The organism is Campylobacter sp. JMF_15 NE4 (assembly GCF_027737645.1).
In the GTDB taxonomy this organism is placed as follows: domain Bacteria; phylum Campylobacterota; class Campylobacteria; order Campylobacterales; family Campylobacteraceae; genus Campylobacter_B.
The window spans coordinates 209160-226880 of record NZ_JAOVTY010000001.1 but is presented as its reverse complement, the minus strand read 5'-3'; the positions used below and the strand labels follow the sequence as shown (position 1 = coordinate 226880).

The window sequence follows — 17721 nt, the reverse complement described above, 5'->3', positions numbered from 1 at the left end:
ATTTTGTTAATGGGTGAATTTAAAATAGTAAATTTGGATAAAATTTATGGTGCGACCAGCGAGATTTGAACTCGCACACGCGGAGCGCACTACCCCCTCAAGATAGCGTGTCTACCAATTCCACCATGGTCGCATGAAAGAGCCCGCGAAGGTGCGGGCGAGTGATTACGCAGCTGCTTTTGTAAGAGCGTCTGTAACAAAAGGATTAGCGAAAAGCAAGATAAATGCGATAACAAGCGCATAAATAACTTGTGCTTCGATCATCGCTAGCGAAATATACATTGTAGTTGATAGTTTGCTAGCTACGCTTGGGTTGCGAGCGATACCAAGGATTGTTGCATTAGCTGCATTACCCATACCAACAGCGCCACCAAGAGCAGCAAAACCAAGAACGATACCAACAGCGATTGCTGAGTATGATACGATTTGAGTATAAGCGCTAAGCTCCTCACCTGCGAATGCTGCGCCACAAAGCGCGAAAAGTAAAACCAAAACTTTTTTCATAAAAGTCTCCAAAATAAAATTTCAAAACGCCTTTCGGATCTGTCCCCTACTAAGAACATTTTGAGTGCGGTATTCTAGTGAAATTTTGCTTTTAATTAGTTTAAAAAAGTGGCAAAATTCGCCCAAATTTCGCCACTTTATGAATTTTATTTTTTCGAAGCTAAATATGTATTTAGTGCGCCGACATAAGCCTTGGCTGAGGCTAACATTGTATCGACATCAAGCCCATGCCCCATAATCGCGCCAGTGCCCTCAAATTCGACCTTAACGGTTACTTTGGCCAGAGCATCTTTGCCTTTGGATACGGCCTTGACTTGATAATCTTTGAGCTCGCCGCTAACCTTGCTTATGCGATCAATCGCTTTAAAAATCGCATCGACCCCACCATTTCCAAGCGCGCTATCGCTTAGCAAAATTTCATCGTGATTTAGCGTGACAGCCGCGCTTGCGTGGCCTTTGTTGCAGCCATTTGAGCTAAGAAGCGCGATCTCGTAAGCTTTGGTTTTAGCGCCCATAAATTCGTCATTTACAAGCTCTCTTAAATCCTCGTCATAGACATCTTTTTTGCTATCGGCTAAAATTTTAAATTTCTCAAACGCCACTTGCAACTGCGCCTCGTCTAACTCGTAGCCAAGGGCGATTAATTTGTCCTTGAAAGCGTGGCGTCCGCTGTGTTTGCCAAGCACGAGAGAGTTTTTATCCAGCCCGATATCATCGGCCTTCATAATCTCGTAAGTTTCGCGGTGTTTTAAAACGCCGTCTTGGTGGATTCCGCTTTCGTGCGCGAAGGCATTTTTGCCCACGATTGCCTTATTTGGCTGTGGTTCGATACCTGTGATACTTGCGACTAGACGGCTTGAAGGATAAATTTCTTTGAAATTTATATCCGTATAAAGTGGCGAGAAATGGTCATTTCTGGTTTTTACGACCATTGCAATCTCTTCGAGCGAAGTATTTCCAGCCCTCTCGCCAAGGCCATTTATGGTGCATTCGACTTGGCGCGCGCCAGCTTCAATACACGCTAGTGTGTTTGCTGTGGCAAGTCCTAAATCGTTGTGATTGTGAGCCGATACTATCGCTCTACCATCTATAAATTCGACCATTTCTTTAAAAATAGCGTAAATTTCATTTGGCAAGCGATATCCCACGGTGTCTGGTAAATTTATCGTAGTTGCGCCCACGCCGATAACCGCCTCGCAAATTTCCTTCATAAAGCCCACATCGCTTCTGCACGCATCCTCACAGCTAAACTCCACATCATCTGTGAAAGTCTTCGCGTATTGCACAGCCGCAACTGCGCGTTTGATGACCTCATCAGGCATCATTTTTAGCTTAAATTCCATGTGAATCGGGCTAGTGGCGATGAAGGTGTGTATGCGCTGAAATTTCGCTGGCGCGATAGCCTGCGCCGCGGCCTTGATATCGTTTTCGAGCGCGCGAGATAGCGAACAAACCCTAATCTTGCTAGTAGCCTTTGCGATTTGATTAATCGCGTCGAAATCCCCCGGACTAGCCGCCGCAAACCCAGCCTCGATAACATCGACGCCGAGTTTTTCTAATTGGAGTGCAAGGCGGATTTTTTCTTCTGTGTTCATCGAAGCGCCCGGGCTTTGCTCGCCGTCGCGCAATGTCGTATCAAAAATAATAATTTTATTTTTATCCATAACCTACCCTTTCATTTGATAAAATTTGGCGATTATAGCAATTTTAGGCTTAAATTTAGTTGGAATTGATAAATTTTATTATTTAGTTCTCTTTGCTTTGTTTGTTAAATTTAACCCCGATAAGCGTTAGCCCCGCGCGCACGAGCCCATATCCTATGTATAGCAAAATGATAAATGCAGGAAATTCGAGCTTGAAAAGATACAGACACGAAAAAAACACCACAATGAGCAAAACCAAAATTTTAATCGCATTTGGCCGTTTTAAATTTATCTTTTTAAAGCTTGGAAAGCGAATATTACTAACCATTAAAAACGATAAAAGCGCCATGCCGATGATAAATACACCACCCCACACAGACGAAACCTCGTATTTGAGGTAAATCCCAATCCACACAGCAATCGTAATAGCCGCAGTTGGGATCGGCAGACCGATGAAAACATTAGGCTCGTAGGTGCCCACAGTGACATTAAATCTCGCTAATCTCACAGCGCCAAAAATCACATACAGCGCGCTAATTAGCGTGCCAACCTGCCCATAATCCTTGCCGATTACGAAATAAAACAGCACCGCTGGTGCCACGCCAAACGCCACTATATCGGCAAGGCTGTCAAATTCTACGCCAAATTTGCTCGTTGTGTGCGTGAGCCTTGCCACGCGCCCGTCAAGTCCGTCAAAAATCAAAGAAAAAATTATATACGCAATCGCGCTAGCATAATGGCCATTTATCGAAGCAAAAATGCTTAGCATTGCCAAAAATATACTAGCCGCGGTGAAAAGATTTGGCAAAATATATACTAATTTTCCTCTTTCTTCTTCCATTTTACGCCTCTTCTTCTGGATTTTCTTTGGCTAAATTTCGCACCAAACGCGTCGGCAAGTTGTTTTCTTTTTCAAATTTATCGATAATATCAACTATAACTTCGCCAGCGACGGTCTCTTTTTCATACAGAGTTTTTACCATTTCCTCGATTGCGGGCGCATAAACTCGCAAGGTCTCTTTCACAGCTTTGTAGCGCTCATCGAGCTTTGTGCGGACATAGTTGTCGATTTTTACCGCTGTTTCCTCGCTGTAATCCTTAATGCTCTGACCGCCGTTTAAAAACGAATATTGCTGTTTTTCAAGCACGATTAAGCCTAGCTCGTCCGTCATACCGACCTTGGCCGCCATAAATTTTAGCCAATCGGTCGCGTGCTGTAAATCGCTGCTAGCCCCGTCTGTAATCTCGCCCAAAAAGACCTCTTCGGCCGCCCTACCAGATAGCAAAACATCGATTTCAGCGAAAATTTCATATCTTTGGTGCAAAAATCTATTTTCAAACGGCGAATTTAGCGTATATCCAGCTGTGCCAAACCCGCGCGGAACAATCGTAACCTTGCTAACTGGCATTGCGCCTTTGGTAAGCTCGGCGATGAGCGCATGACCGCTCTCGTGGTAAGCGACGATTTTTTTCTCCACAGGATTTACGCGACGCGATTTTTTTTCTAATCCTATCGCTACGCGCTCGATTGCTTCGAGCAGGTCTTTTTGCTCGACCTCTTTTTTCGCCTCACGACCCGCCAAAAGCGCGGCTTCGTTTATGATATTTGCCAAATCCGCTCCTGCAAAGCCCACGGTAAGGCGCGCAATATCTTCAATATCGATATCACGGGCAAATTTGACATCTCTCATATGCACCTTTAAAATCGCGATTCTGCCGTCATAATCAGGTCTATCGACCAAAACCTGCCTATCAAATCTACCCGGGCGCAAAAGCGCAGCATCAAGCGTCTCTGGGCGGTTTGTCGCTGCTAAAACGATGACTGGGCTAGATTCTGTGCCAAAGCCGTCCATTTCTGCCAAAAGTTGATTTAGGGTCTGCTCTCTCTCGTCGTTTCCACCGCCGATTCCACCTGAATTTCTACTTTTTCCAATCGCATCAATCTCATCGATAAAAACGATCGCAGGTGCTTGTTTTTTGGCTGTTTCAAACAAATCTCTAACCCTACTTGCGCCCACGCCCACAAACATCTCTATAAAGCTAGAAGCCGAAATCGAAAAAAATGGCACATCAGCCTCACCAGCGACAGCCTTTGCAAGCAGTGTCTTACCCGTGCCAGGAGGGCCTACAAGCAGGACGCCTTTTGGGATTTTCGCTCCTAAGCTTATGTATCGCTCAGGGTTTTTGAGAAAATCGACTATCTCTTTGACCTCTTCTTTGGCCTCTTCGACACCGGCGACATCGCTAAATTTGACATTTGGCTTCTCTGCGCTCATTAAATTTTTCGAACTGCCGATTCCTAGCATACCGCTACCCATATTTTTTTGCATGCGATTGGCCAAAAACATCCAAATTCCAAAGAAAATCACAAGCGGTAAAACCCAGCTAAAAAGCAAATCTGTGAGTAAATTTGTTTCGTTATATGCGCCATAAGGGATATTTCTGCTCTCTAAAATACTCACAAGCTCGTTATCATCGACCCTTTGAGCCACATACATTGTATCGCCACTTTGGGCTTTTATCGTGGTTTTGCCGATAGAAACCATTGAAATTTGAGCTGTTTTAAGCTGTGATTTTAGCTCTGAGTAGCTGACATTTCTAGTCTGCCCCACGCCTAAATTTCCAAGGGTCGCACCCTCGCCAAAACCGCCACCATTTGGGCTAATTGCCCTAAAAATTACAATTAAAATCAGTGCAAAAACCACAAACATACCAATAGGATTTTTGTTGAAAAAATTTCCTCCGCCGTTTTGTTGATTTTTGTTATTTTGATTATTCATTTTCACCTTTCTCATAAACAAAGCTACACCACTCGTTTTTTTGCTCCATTTTCACGAAGCGCAAATCCGAAAATGCAGATTTTATTCTATCTTTGTAATTTTCTAAAATTCCAGAAAGCACGAGGTGTGCGCCCGGATTTAGTGCGTTTTTCAAATCGCTAGCTAGTATCAAAATCACATCAGCGATTATGTTTGCTACGACTAAATCGTATTTTTCACCCGCTCCTGCGATACTTCCTGTCCAAATTTTATCCAAGCTCACGCCGTTTTTTTGCGCATTTTGCACGCTAGCATCAGTGGCTTGCTCGTCAGTATCGCACGCGCTGACATTTGCGCCAAGCTTTTTCATCGCGATACTCAAAATTCCGCTTCCACAGCCCACATCAAGGGCTTTTGCGCCCTCTTTGGTAATCTCGCTTAAAATTTGCAAACACATATTTGTGCTCTCGTGGTGCCCTGAGCCAAAGGCAAGTGCCGGGTCGATTAAAATATCGATTAGCCCTGCTCTGCTCTCGCACCAACTAGGGCGGACATAAAATTTACCCACCTCAATCGGCTCAACGCCCTTTTTATACTCGTTTATCCAATCTTGATTTTTCTTTTGCGAAATTTCGATTTCTAGCGAAATTTGCGCCCCTGTGGATTTTTGCAAGGCTTCTTTAAATTCGATTAGCGCGAATTTTACCATTTCTAGGCTATCCTCATCGCGCACGATAAACTCGCCCTCACGCTCTTCAATGCACGAAATCCCAAGCTCAAAGACAAAATCTTTGAAAAATTCCAAGCCGTTTTGGCTCTTTACACTCATTTCATTATAAAATTCTTTCATCACAAAACCTTAAAAGCCATTACGATATCACAAAATTTTAAACGCTTTTTCTAAATCTATACTGCCCTCGTAATATGCCTTGCCGACAATCACGCCTGCGATTTTGCCGCTGTTTTTGCACGCCAAAATGTCGCTAATGTCCTTCACTCCGCCACTAGCTATCGTATCAATCCCGCTAGCTTCGGCGATTGCTTCTGTGAATTCCACATTTACGCCACATAGCATGCCATCTTTGCCGATATCAGTGCAGATTATCGCGCCAACTCCCGCTCCTGCGTAAAGCTTAGCCAAATCAGTCGCCTTAATGCTACTCACATCTGCCCAGCCCTCGGTTGCGACCATGCCACCAAGCGCGTCGATTCCTACGACGATATTGTATTTTGGCGACATTTCTTTGACAAAATTTGGATTTTTTAGCGCAACTGAGCCTAAAATAAATCTATAAACGCCCAAATTTTGGTAGTCTTTTATTCGCTTTTCATCGCGGATTCCACCGCCTACTTCGACCTTTAAATTTGTCGAATTTACGATTTTTTCAATCGTTTTGAAATTTATCGGCTCTCCCGCAAACGCTCCGTCTAAATCTACCAAATGCAGGTATTTCGCCCCCATGTCTTCAAATTTTTTAGCTAATTCCCAAGGGGTTTTTGAATAAATTTTAGCACTTCCCATTTCGCCCTTGCTAAGGCGCACAGCAAGGCCCTCTTTTAAATCAATCGCAGGTAAAATTTCCATTATAACTCCGTGAAATTTTTAATTATTTTTATGCCATTTTCGTGGCTTTTTTCGGGGTGTGGCTGAAAACCAAAGACATTTTCTTTGCAAACTGCGCTAGGAAATTCATACCCATACGCCGTCTTTGCTAGGATAAACTCTTCATCGCAAAGCGCGTGATAAGAATGCACGAAATACGCATAAACCGAGCTTTCAAGCCCCGAATTTATGGGCGCCTCGCGCGTGAATTCTAGTGTGTTCCAGCCCATGTGCGGGATTTTTAAACTCTCGCTAAATTTGCTCTCATCAAATTTCACCACTTCGCCACTAATTATCCCAAGCCCCTCGCTCGAACCAAATTCTGCGCTTTTGTCAAAGAGAAGTTGCATACCAAGGCAAATTCCCAAAAAATACCGCCCACTTGCGACAAATTCTCTTATTGCTTCATCTAAATTCGCGCTTTTTAGTTTAGCCATAGCTTCGCCGAAAGCTCCCACGCCAGGAAGTAAAATTTTGTCGCTTCTTAAAAGTTTTTCTGGCTCACTCACTAGCTCAAATTTCGCCCCACAAAAGCTAAGGGCGTTTTTCACGCTTCGTATATTTCCAGCACCATAATCAACAATCCCTATCAAAATCAATCCTTATTTAATTTATGGTCAAATTCTGGCACAATCTCTTTGAGTTTGCTTGCAACTTCGCAGTTTTGCGCATTTACAAGCTCTGAAATTTGCAAATTTAGCTTTTCTAAATCGTATTTTGTAAAGCTTGAAACAAAGATCGATTGATATTTTGTGCTTTTGTCGTTTTCGTTGATCAAAAGCTCTTCGTAAAGCTTCTCGCCAGGGCGCAGACCGACAAATTTAATCCCAAGCTCCTCTTTTCCGGCTAACTGCAACATGCGTTTGGCAAGGTCTGCGATTTTGACAGGTTCGCCCATATCAAGGACAAAAAGCTCCCCGCCTTTGGCGATTGAAGCTGCTTGAAGCACTAACTGACAAGCTTCGCTCACTAGCATAAAATACCGCACGATATCAGGGTGTGTAACGGTAAGTGGCTCGTTTGCTTCGATTTGGCGTTTAAATTTCGGGATTACGCTTCCGCTACTTCCTAGCACATTTCCAAATCTAACAGCCACGATTTGAGTGGCTTCATCGCTCGAATTTAAGCTGTAAAGCTCGCAAATTCGCTTTGTTGTGCCCATGATATTTGTAGGGCGCACGGCCTTATCGGTGGAGATTAAAACGACCTTTTTAACGCCATGTTTTTTGGATAAATCCACGACATTTTTCGTGCCAAGGACATTATTTTTCACCGCCAAATGTGGGTTAAATTCACAAAGCGGCACATGTTTATACGCTGCTGCATGCACCACGACATCTGGCTTAAATTCGGCAAAAATTTCATCGAATTCATCGCGATAAACGATATTTATCATTTTTAATTCGTTGCGAGGGTCTGCGTTCGTGGCTTCATTGATTTGATAAAGGTTAAATTCGCTATGCTCGACCATAATCAGCCGTTTTGCACCGAAATTCAAGCATTGTTTGCAAATCTCGCTTCCTATCGTGCCACCTGCGCCAGTTACTAAAACAACCTTGCCGTCGATGAAATTTTTAATCGCCTCTTTATCCAAATCCTTTGGTTTGCGCGCGAGCAGGTCTTCGATCGAAATGTCGCGGATTTTTTTCTGCTCGTTTTCTAGTAGCGAAAATAGCTTGATATCTTTTAGCCCATACGCGATTAGCTCGTCGTAGAGCTCTTTGAGATCTTCTGGGTGCAGTGAAAGCGCCACGATAGCGGTTTTGGCGCCACTTTCTTTTATCATTTCAGGGATTGTGCTTTTTGCGCGCACGACGAAATTTTCGCAGTATGTGCCCACTAGCTCTTTTCTACCATCGACGACGCCCACAGGATAGTAGTTTATGTGGTGTTGGCGCATACCTTTTAGCACATGCACGGTTTTGCTAGTTGCCCCCACGACGACGCAGGGTTCGTTGGCGTTAGAATTTGACTTTTCGTGGAGCAAAAACATGCGTTTTGAGATTCTTACGCCACTGATTAAAATAAAGCAAATCGCCGCGTCTATGGCAATTACAGAACGCGGGAAAGGGTTGAAAATATTCTCCATTAAAAAGAAAATCGCCAAAAATGTCAAAGCCGTGAAAATGTGCGTGTAGAAAATTTTGCGCGCTTCGTAAAGCCCGAAAAATCGCCACGGCACAAGGTAAATTTTCATAAACCACAAATACGCAATGCGAATAGCGGTAATTAGGGTCGCGCTTAGTAGCAAGCCTTTGTAAAATTCGTTTGGAATATCGCCACTAAAACGCAAAACAAAGGCGATTGCGACGCTAAAAATCGAGATTAAAATATCTAAAATCAGAAAAAATGCGAAGCGTTTGAGCTTGGTCGGTCTAAAAATCATAAGCTTTTCTTTACAATTTCGGCGACTTTTGCGACCTGCTCATCGCTCATATCGCTTCCGCTTGGCAGACAAATTCCGCGACTAAATAGATCCTCGCTCGTGCCATCGACCACGCTTAATGCGCCTTTGAAAACTGGCTGCATGTGCATTGGCTTCCACAGCGGCCTACTTTCGATATCGGCTTTATTGAGTGCGTCGATTACGCGTAAGTGAGCATTTTTTTCTTTGAAAACCAAGGTCGTAAGCCACCTGTTTCCGCGTGAATTTTCGATTTCTGGCATAAATTCGGCGCAGTCTTTTAAAAGCTCGCTATAAAGTGCGAAAATTTCTCTTTTACGCTCGACGCGTTTTTCCAAAACTTCCATTTGTCCCACGCCAATCGCGCCCAAAACATTGCTTAATCGGTAGTTATAGCCATAATCCAAATGCTCATAATGCAAAAGCGGCTCTCTGGCTTGCGTGCTATAATACCTTGCTTTGGCGATTAAGGCTTCGTCGTCCGAAATTAGCATTCCGCCGCCACTTGTGGTGATGATTTTGTTGCCGTTAAAGCTTAGCGCACCACACGCGCCAATCGTGCCAAGCGCCCTGCCCTTGTAAAATCCGCCAAGTGCCTCAGCTGCGTCCTCGATAACGGCGATATTTTCATTTTCGCAAATCTCCATTATCTCGTCCATTTTCGCTGCCTGTCCGTAAAGGTGGGTTGGGATTAGGGCTTTTGGTTTTTTGGGCGCTAGTTTGATTGCTTTTTTTAGAAGCTCGGGGCTTAGATTCCAGCTCTCATCGCTGTCGATTAGCACAGGGACACAACGCTCATAAAAAATCGGATTAAGGCTCGCCATAAAGGTAAAAGTAGAACCAAGCACCACATCGCCGTCTTTTATGCCTAGCGTTCGCAATGCTAGATGAAGTGCGGCTGAACCGGCATTTAGCGCGAGGGCTGATTTCGCGCCAGTGTAATCGCAAACTGATTTTTCAAATCTATTAACATACTCGCCAAGTGGCGCGATGTAGTTGCTTTCAAAAACTTTTTTGATATATTCTAATTCATTTCCGCCCATATTTGGGGGGCTTAAAAATATTCTTGCCATTTTCTCTCTTTCGATGAAATTTATAAATTTAGCCTAATTTTTAGGCGATTTGCAACCAAAAAATTGCAAATTTAAAAATTTAAAAGCCGCTATTTTACCACTTTTAAATAAATTTATGATTTTTATTTTTGCTGTTTTGTAAAATTTGCAAATTTATAAATTTTGCTTTTTTTAAATTTCTAATTTGTAAAAATTCTTTCGGAGTTAGCCGTAAGAGGAGTATCTCCGCCCACCAAATTTTTGCATTTATTAAATTTTAGGCTTAATGGATAAAACGAGGATTTAATTTTATCATTTTAATCATTAGGTGGGCAAAAGCCCACCCTATGATAATATTGTCTTAAATTTAATACCCCATTCTTCGCAATACCCTTACCTGATTGCAGGCGCTCTCTGCTACTGAGAAATCTTGATTACTATCTCCGATTGAGAGTTTATTTTTTAGATTACAAGACATCTGGTAAAATGCGATAGCCATTGAAGGATTTTTCTCTACCCCTTTTCCCTCTTCAAACATAAGTGCATAATTATTACACCCCACAGGGTCGCCATTTTTGCAAGCTTTTCCGTAAAATTTATGAGCTTTATCGTAATCCTGCTTTACACCTTTTCCAATTTCATACATAACCCCAAGATTGTTGCAACCATATAATGGATTGAGATCGCAACCTTCTTCATAAAATTTGATAGCTTTTTTATAATCTTGCTCTACTCCGTTTCCGTTTTCATACATAATCCCAATATTCATACAACCACGAGCTTCATCATCATCGCAAGCTTCTTCGTAAAGTTTATAGGCTTTTTTATAATCTCGTTCTACACCATATCCATACTCATACGAATATCCAAGAGCATTGCAACCCCTAGCATAACCGGCGTTACAAGATTTCTCAAACAGTTCATTTGCTTTTTCATAATGTCCCCCATGATGAAAGGCTTCCATTCCTTTTACAAAATCATCTTCTCCGCTACCAGAAAATATCCAATAACCAACCAATAATACCAAAATAGCGATAATGGCTTTTTTCATACTTGCTCCTTTAAGTGCAATTTACCTTGTGATTTTAACAAAATCTGACTTAAAATTTTTGATAGTATCGTAGGGTGGGCATTTTCGCCCACCAAATTTTTGCATTTATTAAATTTTAGGCTTAATGGATAAAATAAGGATTAAATTTTATCATTTTAACCACTTACTTAACCATTATGAAAGCTAAAAATATACCCTACGATTCTATCTCATTTTTCCATATCCAAAATCTTTATAATCAAATATCATATTATCACTTTGGGTATTATCTGCAAAATGAAGTTTAAGGCTTATTGTTTTAAAATCATTTTCCAATTTTATTATTTTGTCATACGGGTATTCTAAATCTAAATTTGGATTTTCTGTATCTATGCCAAATGATACACTATCAATAACATCTTTATAAGTGTATAAGACATTACTAAAAACCAATTGATAAATACCTGCAATATGCGGATCTTTCTTTTTTTCTATTTGCAATCTTTGTAGCCAATCCTCTTTAAAAGATTTTATACTGGCTTGAATAAAATGTTTATCTGCTATGCGCTGTGACTTTTTATCAATTACTTTTTTTTCATCATTAAATGTTTCTGCGAAAATATCGCTTTGTGTTCCATCAAAATAATAAAATTTCATAGCTATTTTATGAAAATTTTCATCAGTAATTAACCATAAAACTCCCCGATTTAATTCATTTAAATATTTCAAATTTGGTATATCTTTATCTATGGCATATTCGATTTTTTCTACGGCATCATGCAACATTGGAATATATGAACTTTTTAATAAATATTTCCCAGAAAATATTTTTTCTTTTGTAAAAAATACACCATTTTTTTTAATTTTTTCTTTTGCAAAATCTATTTGTCTTTTCTTTATTTCATCAAGTCTAACTTTTTCAAAATTTTTCCTTATCAAATCGCTTTCACTACCGTCTTTAAAATAAATTTTCATAACAAAATTTTCAAAATCATCATCAGAATATATGTATGTGTGAGATTGAAAAGGTCTTTCTAAAATTTCTTTATTTGGCTCATCAGAATTTATCGCATACATTACCTTATCTATCGCTTTTTCATATTCTTCAAAACCATAAATTCTTAATTCATATTTTTTTGAAAAACTATTTCTATCCTTATGTATATCAAGAGAATTTAAATTATCTTTCAATTCTTTTATCATTTGGTTAGTAGCAATATCCAAACCATTGTCGCTAGATATTACATCATACCTGAAAGGTCCTTTTTCTTCACCTATTACATCTATATATTTTATTTCAATATATTGCATGTTTGATGCTGGAAGCGAAAACATTTTTTTTGGAACTTTGCATATTTCATCGTTATTATAGAAATCAAAATGTCCGGAATCAATAAAATCTCCATTGCCATTTATGCGATAGTAAACAAAACATGGTTTATCTAAATTTTTAAGTTCTATTGCATATGTATCTAAAATAATTCCATTATATGTTATAACAATTTCGGGTTTTTCAGTTTTTTCCCAATAATCAGAATTTATCTTATCTAGTTTTGTTTTTCTCTGTGTTATATAATTTAGCTGCTCATCAATCTCATCTTTGTCTATGAAATATTTTACAAATTCACCTTTTTTATACAACTCATCAAATTTATCGATATATTCTTTTTCGTTTTTTATATCAGAAGCCCTTTGTGAGCCCAAAACACTCACTGAATACTGCCTAGCAAGTTCATAATACGCAGGGGCAAAATTTGGGTTTTCTTTTACAAAATTTTTTAAATATTCTGTCTTTATTACTCCATCTTCTAACAAAATTTTAGCATATTTATCAACAATTTCGTTGCTGTTTTCAAATATAGTATTATAAATTTCTTTTGCACCAGCAACCCCTTCTTGAATTTTTAAAAATTTTTGGAATCTTAAATGCGGGTCAATCTTATGGTTTTCAAAAGAAAAATATTTTATATAGGCTTTTCTGGCATTTCCATAATCTCCGTTGATTTCATAAATTCTAGCATTATGATAATACTCTTCGGCAATTTGTGGATTTGTTATAATACCACCTTGTTTGCCGATATTTTCGCTAAGTTTATCTATCTTTTTATCAACAGAAACTACCGTTGTTTTAATCTCCTTTGTATCTTCTTTAATTTCATTTATATCTTTATGAATAATTCCAAGTGATTTTTGTATATTTTCAAAATACGGAATTATATTTGCAACAAAGCCATTTTTGTAACTATTTTCATTTACCTTTTGTAAGCCACACATAACCCCAGTGATAAAAGCCGTAAAAATCGAAAAAATCAAAACCGGTAATACTTTTTCTCTAAAATTCGACAAAGCTAAATACGACAAAACCAATATGCAGATTAAAATCAAACTTGCAAAAAATATATATTTGCTAAAAGGAGCTAATGGCTGATAAATATCAGATATAAATCCGACAATTCCTGCCGTAATGCCAGCCCAAGTTTTATTTCTGTCAAAAGCCTGTTTAAGATTATCTTTAAGCATTTATTCTATTCCTTTTAAAATTCTTTTATTGCAATAAAAATAAGAGCAATAATCACACCGACAAAATAAGTAGCCCATTTATTTACTCCACCATATTCTTTAACAGCTTCCATAATATAGACATTTCCTACTCCAAAAGATAGGAAATCTAAAATTTGGTCTATATCCGCTTCTCCTATATAATAATCTTCTGCTTTTATAATTCCTCTTGCTACTGCTATCGAAAATCTGTCTATAATCGCAGGGTAGCCAAAAGCACCCGCAAATAAAAAACTGGGTAATAAACCAAAAAATGCCCCACCCAAGCAAATAGACATATTCCAATAATCTTTTCGATACCAAAAAAATATAAAATGAAAAAAGAAAGATTGCCAATTCCACGAAACATAAAACCAATTGCCGTTTAGATAGCCGTGCTCGTATGCTCTTACAATTTGTTTATACCATTTGTCGATAGTCTTGTTTTCTGCTTCGAGTGCGCCATTATAAAATGCCCATTTTAAGCTATTTTTATCGTATTTTTCCAACTCTTCTTCTAAATTTTTATCTTCATCGGTTTTCAAAAATTCTTTTAATGCCTTTTTACAAGCTGTTTCATTTAATAAAAATGCTATTGTTAGATTTCGCAAAGCTTCATCTCTTGCAAAGGTTGAAAACATCATAGGAAATCCTTTATTTGACTTTTTGTTCTATTTCGTCTGCAAATTTTATTTGATTTTTATTGTCATGTTTAATCAGCATACGAAAAAATTCTAAATACAAATCATCATAATAAGGCAACGGAACCCAAATTCTGATTAATTCATTATCGAATTCTTGGTAAGGATAACCCAAGCCGTCTTCGTAACTTTCCCCTATATCCACTTTCCATCTTATGGCGATTGTGAGTTTTTTATTAAAATCACTAAAACCTATTGCGCCTATTGCAACAATAAATTTACTATCATCAAAAATAATCATAAATTTATCTTTTAACGGCTCGTTTATAATGAGATTAAAATTTTTATATTGGCTATTTTCTTTATCCGTTTTATCAATTACATTAGATTGCTTCATTTCTAATTTTTGCTTTATTTCTATAATTCTCGTTACATCTGCATTTAGAAGCTCCGTAATTATATTTAAAAAATCAACTTCCATATAATCAGGGATTTTAATCCATAACGAAGTGTCGCCCTTATAGGGATACCCTACATCTACATTACCATTGCCATCGATATTTTTCAACCAACGCATAGCTACTATTTGTTCTTTATTTTTATCAAAACCAGTTGCTATGGCAAAATCATTATCTCTCCATAACACATAAAAATTATCTTCTGTTTCAAAAGGATAACTTGGTTTGATCTCGTTACTCATTTTTTTCCTTGCAAACAATTTTTAACCATTATACTAAAAATCAACCAAAAAGCATAATATTTATGCTTTTTAAAATAAAAATAGCTAGATATTATGCTGTTAGATTTTAAAAACATTTTTTATAAACTTTTTCACAAAAAAAGTAGGTGAAAAATGACAAAACGAGATATTGCCGGTTTTCTTGGTGTAAATGTGCAGACTTTGCGAAACTGGAAAAAGACTAGACCGAATTTATACGAGTCATTATGCAGGGTTTGGCGATTGATGATATTATCGCTAAAAGCAAACAAAACCACGATGAACTCTGCAAAATAGCGAAAAAATTCGATAAAGAAAACTAAAATCTCACAAAATTTTACACTCGTTTATATTTTTAAAATTGTCCTTTTTGATAGAAAGTGTTTGCGGTCATTAAGCCTTTGGTGCTTACTTAATCTCATTTCGTCCGCAATAAACTTCTCGCACAATTTATCCAAGCTATCACTATGAAATTTTTTGAAATAATAAATAGCAAATTTCACTTAATTTCATACGAAATTAAATTTATTAAATTCTTTTGATTATTCTCGCTGGGCTGCCGTAAGCTAGGCTAAATGGGGCGATATCTGAGATGATGACGCTTCCAGCCCCTATATATGAGCCCTCGCCAATATTTATGCCCTGAATCGCGCACGAGCCGATCCCAAGCCACACGCCACGCCCGATTTTGGTATTTCCAGCCACGCCCACGCGCGGGCAAATGTGGCTAAACTCGCCCACTACGCAATCATGCTCAATCACACAAGCTGAATTCAAAATCACCCCGTCGCCGATAATCGCGTCTGCATTTACCACGACATTTGGCATGATAACCACGCCACGCCCGATTTTAGCCGATGGCGAAATCACGGCAGTTTCGTGTATAAGCGTGGCCAGCTCGAATCCTGCTTCGCTGACTTTTTTTTGTAAATTTGCTCTGATTTTGCAATCGCCGATTGCGATTATAACGGGAAATTTCGGCAAATCAGGGCTAAATTTAAACTCGCCGTTGTCGTCTAAAAAAATGATTTCTTTATAACCTGCGCTTTTTGCGACATCTGCTACGACCTTGCCATGACCGCTTGCGCCGTAAATATAAATTTTAGTTTTTTCCATTGAATTTCTCCGTTGTCGCCATGCCGTCTTTATTAACGCCGTCTTTTTTGATAACTTTTTTTATGGTTAAAAGTGCGATTTTTAAATCTAGCAAAAAGCTTAAATTTTTAGCGTAATGCGTGTCGAATTCAAACTTTTTTTCCCAACTAATGGCATTTCGCCCATTTACTTGCGCTAACCCCGTTATGCCCGGTCGCACGCTGTGGCGAAGTTTTTGCTCTTCGTTATAAAGCGGCAAATATTCGGGCAACAAAGGTCTAGGTCCGATAAAACTCATATCGCCTTTTAGGACATTGAAAAGTTGCGGAAGCTCATCAAGGCTTAAAGCGCGGATTTTTTTGCCGTATTCGTTTAGGCGCAGTTCGTCGCTTAAAAGTTCGCCGTTTTCGTCCCGCTCGTCGCTCATAGTTTTAAATTTGTAAATTTTAAAAATTTTTTCGTCAAGCCCCGGGCGAGATTGCGTAAAAATCGCGCTTTTGCTTATGTTTTTGCGGATTAGACAATATGTTACAATCATAAGTGGCGAAGTCAAAATTATCAAAAAAAGTGCGCCAAAAAAATCCAAAAATCGTTTGAAAAATGCCCTATACATCGATAAATTTCCTATAAATTTCAATATATTTTTTCGCTATGATTTTCTCATCGTAGTTTTCGACCACCATTTTGCGCCCTGCTTGCCCCATTTTGCGCGCCAAACTCTCATCATCAAGTAGCGTTTCAATTTTTCTAGCCAAATCGCCTGCGTTTCTAGCCTTGCAGATTAGCCCATTTGCGCCATCTTCCACAGCCTCGATACAGCCACTCACATCGCTTACCACGCAAGGCCTACTCATACTCATAGCCTCCAAAACAGTGCGCGGAAAGCCCTCTTTGTAGCTTGGAAGCACGAAAATATCGCACGCCTTATAAAGCGCCGCTACATCATCTCTCCACCCTAGCCAAACGACATTTCCCGAGCGCAAAAACGCCTCATCAGCCGAGCTTTTATTCCCCGCAAAAACATCGCCTGCGAAGACAAAACAAGCGTCTTTGCGCTCTTTTAAAATTTCAGCGGCTTTGTAAAATTCGGCAATTCCTTTATGCCAGAGCGCACGACCGCTCATTAGCACGATTTTTTTGCCTTTTGTAATCTCAGGCAGGCTCGCGCGCTCGTGAGCGTTTTCGTCGAAAATTTCGCTATTTACGCCGACACTTTTAATACGAAAAATTTTATTCTCGCTAATAAGTCCGCGAGAGAGCATATAATCGGGGTCGCTATCATTGACAAAAATGCAACCCTGACTTTGCGCAAATGCCCTTTTATAGAGCATTTCAATGCTAAATTTGACCATGCGAGATTTAAGGTCAGTGTCGATATAAAAGCTTCCTAGCCCCTCGACTAAATTTAACACACGCGAAATTCCAGCCTTTTTGGCCGCAAATGTGCCAAAAACATTTGATTTGTGCGCCGAAGTTTGCAAAAAATCCAAATTTAGCTTTTTTAAAATTCTGGCTAAATTTGCCGTATTTTGCGATACTTTGAGCGGATTTAGACTAGCTTTGTCTAAATCATAATTAACGCTAATAAATTCTTTTTCCAAATCCGCCGTATAATTTCCGCGTGGCGCTATCGCAAAAACCTCGTGACCAAGACGCTGTAACTCCCGCATAATGGGCGCTCTGAAAAAATAAATGCTCATATCAGAGTGTGAAAGGAAACCAAATTTCGCCATT

17 protein-coding genes and 1 tRNA gene are annotated in these 17721 nt (G+C 39.3%); 1 reads left to right on the top strand and 17 read right to left on the bottom strand.

Features of this window, described 5'->3' with window-relative positions:
• Positions 1 to 47: 47 nt before the first annotated feature.
• The 14 genes from OFN98_RS01220 to OFN98_RS01155 all read right to left on the bottom strand — a co-directional run bounded on the left by OFN98_RS01220 (position 48) and on the right by OFN98_RS01155 (position 14874).
• Positions 48 to 133, bottom strand: a tRNA-Leu gene (locus tag OFN98_RS01220).
• 32 nt (positions 134 to 165) lie between these two features.
• Entirely contained in the window at positions 166 to 504 is a 339-nt protein-coding gene (atpE, locus tag OFN98_RS01215) for an ATP synthase F0 subunit C (RefSeq protein WP_270859398.1), read from the bottom strand.
• A 146-nt stretch (positions 505 to 650) separates the two neighbouring features.
• Positions 651 to 2168, bottom strand: a complete 1518-nt coding sequence (locus tag OFN98_RS01210) for a 2-isopropylmalate synthase (protein WP_270874035.1) — start codon at positions 2166 to 2168, stop codon at positions 651 to 653.
• An 82-nt stretch (positions 2169 to 2250) separates the two neighbouring features.
• Positions 2251 to 2988, bottom strand: a complete 738-nt coding sequence (gene pssA, locus OFN98_RS01205) for a CDP-diacylglycerol--serine O-phosphatidyltransferase (protein WP_270864576.1) — start codon at positions 2986 to 2988, stop codon at positions 2251 to 2253.
• 1 nt (position 2989) lies between these two features.
• The gene (ftsH, locus tag OFN98_RS01200; protein ID WP_270874036.1) at positions 2990 to 4927 is read right to left on the bottom strand and encodes an ATP-dependent zinc metalloprotease FtsH; all 1938 of its coding nucleotides are present in this window, start codon (positions 4925 to 4927) and stop codon (positions 2990 to 2992) included.
• Positions 4920 to 5756: a 50S ribosomal protein L11 methyltransferase gene (locus OFN98_RS01195; RefSeq protein WP_270859394.1), complete on the bottom strand. Its 837-nt coding sequence runs from the start codon at positions 5754 to 5756 to the stop codon at positions 4920 to 4922. Before OFN98_RS01195 ends, ftsH begins: the two co-directional genes overlap by 8 nt.
• Before the next feature lie 27 nt (positions 5757 to 5783).
• Positions 5784 to 6491: a 1-(5-phosphoribosyl)-5-[(5-phosphoribosylamino)methylideneamino]imidazole-4-carboxamide isomerase gene (gene hisA, locus OFN98_RS01190; protein ID WP_270874037.1), complete on the bottom strand. Its 708-nt coding sequence runs from the start codon at positions 6489 to 6491 to the stop codon at positions 5784 to 5786.
• Positions 6491 to 7102, bottom strand: coding sequence for an imidazole glycerol phosphate synthase subunit HisH (hisH, locus tag OFN98_RS01185; RefSeq protein ID WP_270874038.1), 612 nt, complete (start codon positions 7100 to 7102; stop codon positions 6491 to 6493). Before hisH ends, hisA begins: the two co-directional genes overlap by 1 nt.
• A gap of 2 nt (positions 7103 to 7104) precedes the next feature.
• Positions 7105 to 8895, bottom strand: a complete 1791-nt coding sequence (locus OFN98_RS01180) for a polysaccharide biosynthesis protein (protein WP_270874039.1) — start codon at positions 8893 to 8895, stop codon at positions 7105 to 7107.
• Positions 8892 to 9986 (bottom strand): UDP-N-acetylbacillosamine transaminase, encoded by a 1095-nt coding sequence (gene pglE, locus OFN98_RS01175; protein ID WP_270874040.1) that lies wholly within the window; start codon positions 9984 to 9986, stop codon positions 8892 to 8894. Before pglE ends, OFN98_RS01180 begins: the two co-directional genes overlap by 4 nt.
• A 346-nt stretch (positions 9987 to 10332) precedes the next feature.
• On the bottom strand, positions 10333 to 11016 hold the full coding sequence (locus OFN98_RS01170; RefSeq protein WP_270874041.1) for a tetratricopeptide repeat protein: 684 nt from the start codon (positions 11014 to 11016) through the stop codon (positions 10333 to 10335).
• A gap of 204 nt (positions 11017 to 11220) precedes the next feature.
• The gene (locus OFN98_RS01165) at positions 11221 to 13515 is read right to left on the bottom strand and encodes a hypothetical protein (protein WP_270874042.1); all 2295 of its coding nucleotides are present in this window, start codon (positions 13513 to 13515) and stop codon (positions 11221 to 11223) included.
• A gap of 14 nt (positions 13516 to 13529) precedes the next feature.
• Positions 13530 to 14177, bottom strand: coding sequence for a hypothetical protein (locus OFN98_RS01160; protein WP_270874043.1), 648 nt, complete (start codon positions 14175 to 14177; stop codon positions 13530 to 13532).
• Between the two features lie 10 nt (positions 14178 to 14187).
• Entirely contained in the window at positions 14188 to 14874 is a 687-nt protein-coding gene (locus tag OFN98_RS01155; protein WP_270874044.1) for a hypothetical protein, read from the bottom strand.
• 153 nt (positions 14875 to 15027) lie between these two features.
• On the opposite strand from OFN98_RS01155, the gene OFN98_RS01150 reads away from it, so the two are divergent.
• Complete coding sequence (locus tag OFN98_RS01150; protein WP_270874045.1) at positions 15028 to 15189, top strand: hypothetical protein; 162 nt, start codon at positions 15028 to 15030, stop codon at positions 15187 to 15189.
• Between the two features lie 231 nt (positions 15190 to 15420).
• On the opposite strand, the gene OFN98_RS01145 is transcribed toward OFN98_RS01150, so the two are convergent.
• From OFN98_RS01145 to OFN98_RS01135, 3 genes are read right to left on the bottom strand one after another with little or no spacing between them, the layout of a single operon-like run.
• Positions 15421 to 16008: an acetyltransferase gene (locus OFN98_RS01145; protein WP_270874046.1), complete on the bottom strand. Its 588-nt coding sequence runs from the start codon at positions 16006 to 16008 to the stop codon at positions 15421 to 15423.
• Entirely contained in the window at positions 15995 to 16600 is a 606-nt protein-coding gene (pglC, locus tag OFN98_RS01140; RefSeq protein ID WP_270874047.1) for an undecaprenyl phosphate N,N'-diacetylbacillosamine 1-phosphate transferase, read from the bottom strand. Before pglC ends, OFN98_RS01145 begins: the two co-directional genes overlap by 14 nt.
• Positions 16593 to 17720: a glycosyltransferase family 4 protein gene (locus OFN98_RS01135; RefSeq protein WP_270874048.1), complete on the bottom strand. Its 1128-nt coding sequence runs from the start codon at positions 17718 to 17720 to the stop codon at positions 16593 to 16595. Before OFN98_RS01135 ends, pglC begins: the two co-directional genes overlap by 8 nt.
• Position 17721 lies beyond the last annotated feature (1 nt).

Coding starts and splice junctions, on each gene's coding strand:
- OFN98_RS01210 (WP_270874035.1), bottom strand. CDS start 2,168: ATGGATAAAAATAAAATTATTATTTTTGATACGACATTGCGCGACGGC.
- OFN98_RS01150 (WP_270874045.1), top strand. CDS start 15,028: ATGACAAAACGAGATATTGCCGGTTTTCTTGGTGTAAATGTGCAGACT.
- pglE (WP_270874040.1), bottom strand. CDS start 9,986: ATGGCAAGAATATTTTTAAGCCCCCCAAATATGGGCGGAAATGAATTA.
- OFN98_RS01160 (WP_270874043.1), bottom strand. CDS start 14,177: ATGATGTTTTCAACCTTTGCAAGAGATGAAGCTTTGCGAAATCTAACA.
- OFN98_RS01165 (WP_270874042.1), bottom strand. CDS start 13,515: ATGCTTAAAGATAATCTTAAACAGGCTTTTGACAGAAATAAAACTTGG.
- ftsH (WP_270874036.1), bottom strand. CDS start 4,927: ATGAATAATCAAAATAACAAAAATCAACAAAACGGCGGAGGAAATTTT.
- atpE (WP_270859398.1), bottom strand. CDS start 504: ATGAAAAAAGTTTTGGTTTTACTTTTCGCGCTTTGTGGCGCAGCATTC.
- OFN98_RS01195 (WP_270859394.1), bottom strand. CDS start 5,756: ATGAAAGAATTTTATAATGAAATGAGTGTAAAGAGCCAAAACGGCTTG.
- OFN98_RS01180 (WP_270874039.1), bottom strand. CDS start 8,895: ATGATTTTTAGACCGACCAAGCTCAAACGCTTCGCATTTTTTCTGATT.
- OFN98_RS01135 (WP_270874048.1), bottom strand. CDS start 17,720: ATGGCGAAATTTGGTTTCCTTTCACACTCTGATATGAGCATTTATTTT.
- pssA (WP_270864576.1), bottom strand. CDS start 2,988: ATGGAAGAAGAAAGAGGAAAATTAGTATATATTTTGCCAAATCTTTTC.
- OFN98_RS01170 (WP_270874041.1), bottom strand. CDS start 11,016: ATGAAAAAAGCCATTATCGCTATTTTGGTATTATTGGTTGGTTATTGG.
- hisA (WP_270874037.1), bottom strand. CDS start 6,491: ATGGAAATTTTACCTGCGATTGATTTAAAAGAGGGCCTTGCTGTGCGC.
- OFN98_RS01145 (WP_270874046.1), bottom strand. CDS start 16,008: ATGGAAAAAACTAAAATTTATATTTACGGCGCAAGCGGTCATGGCAAG.
- pglC (WP_270874047.1), bottom strand. CDS start 16,600: ATGTATAGGGCATTTTTCAAACGATTTTTGGATTTTTTTGGCGCACTT.
- OFN98_RS01155 (WP_270874044.1), bottom strand. CDS start 14,874: ATGAGTAACGAGATCAAACCAAGTTATCCTTTTGAAACAGAAGATAAT.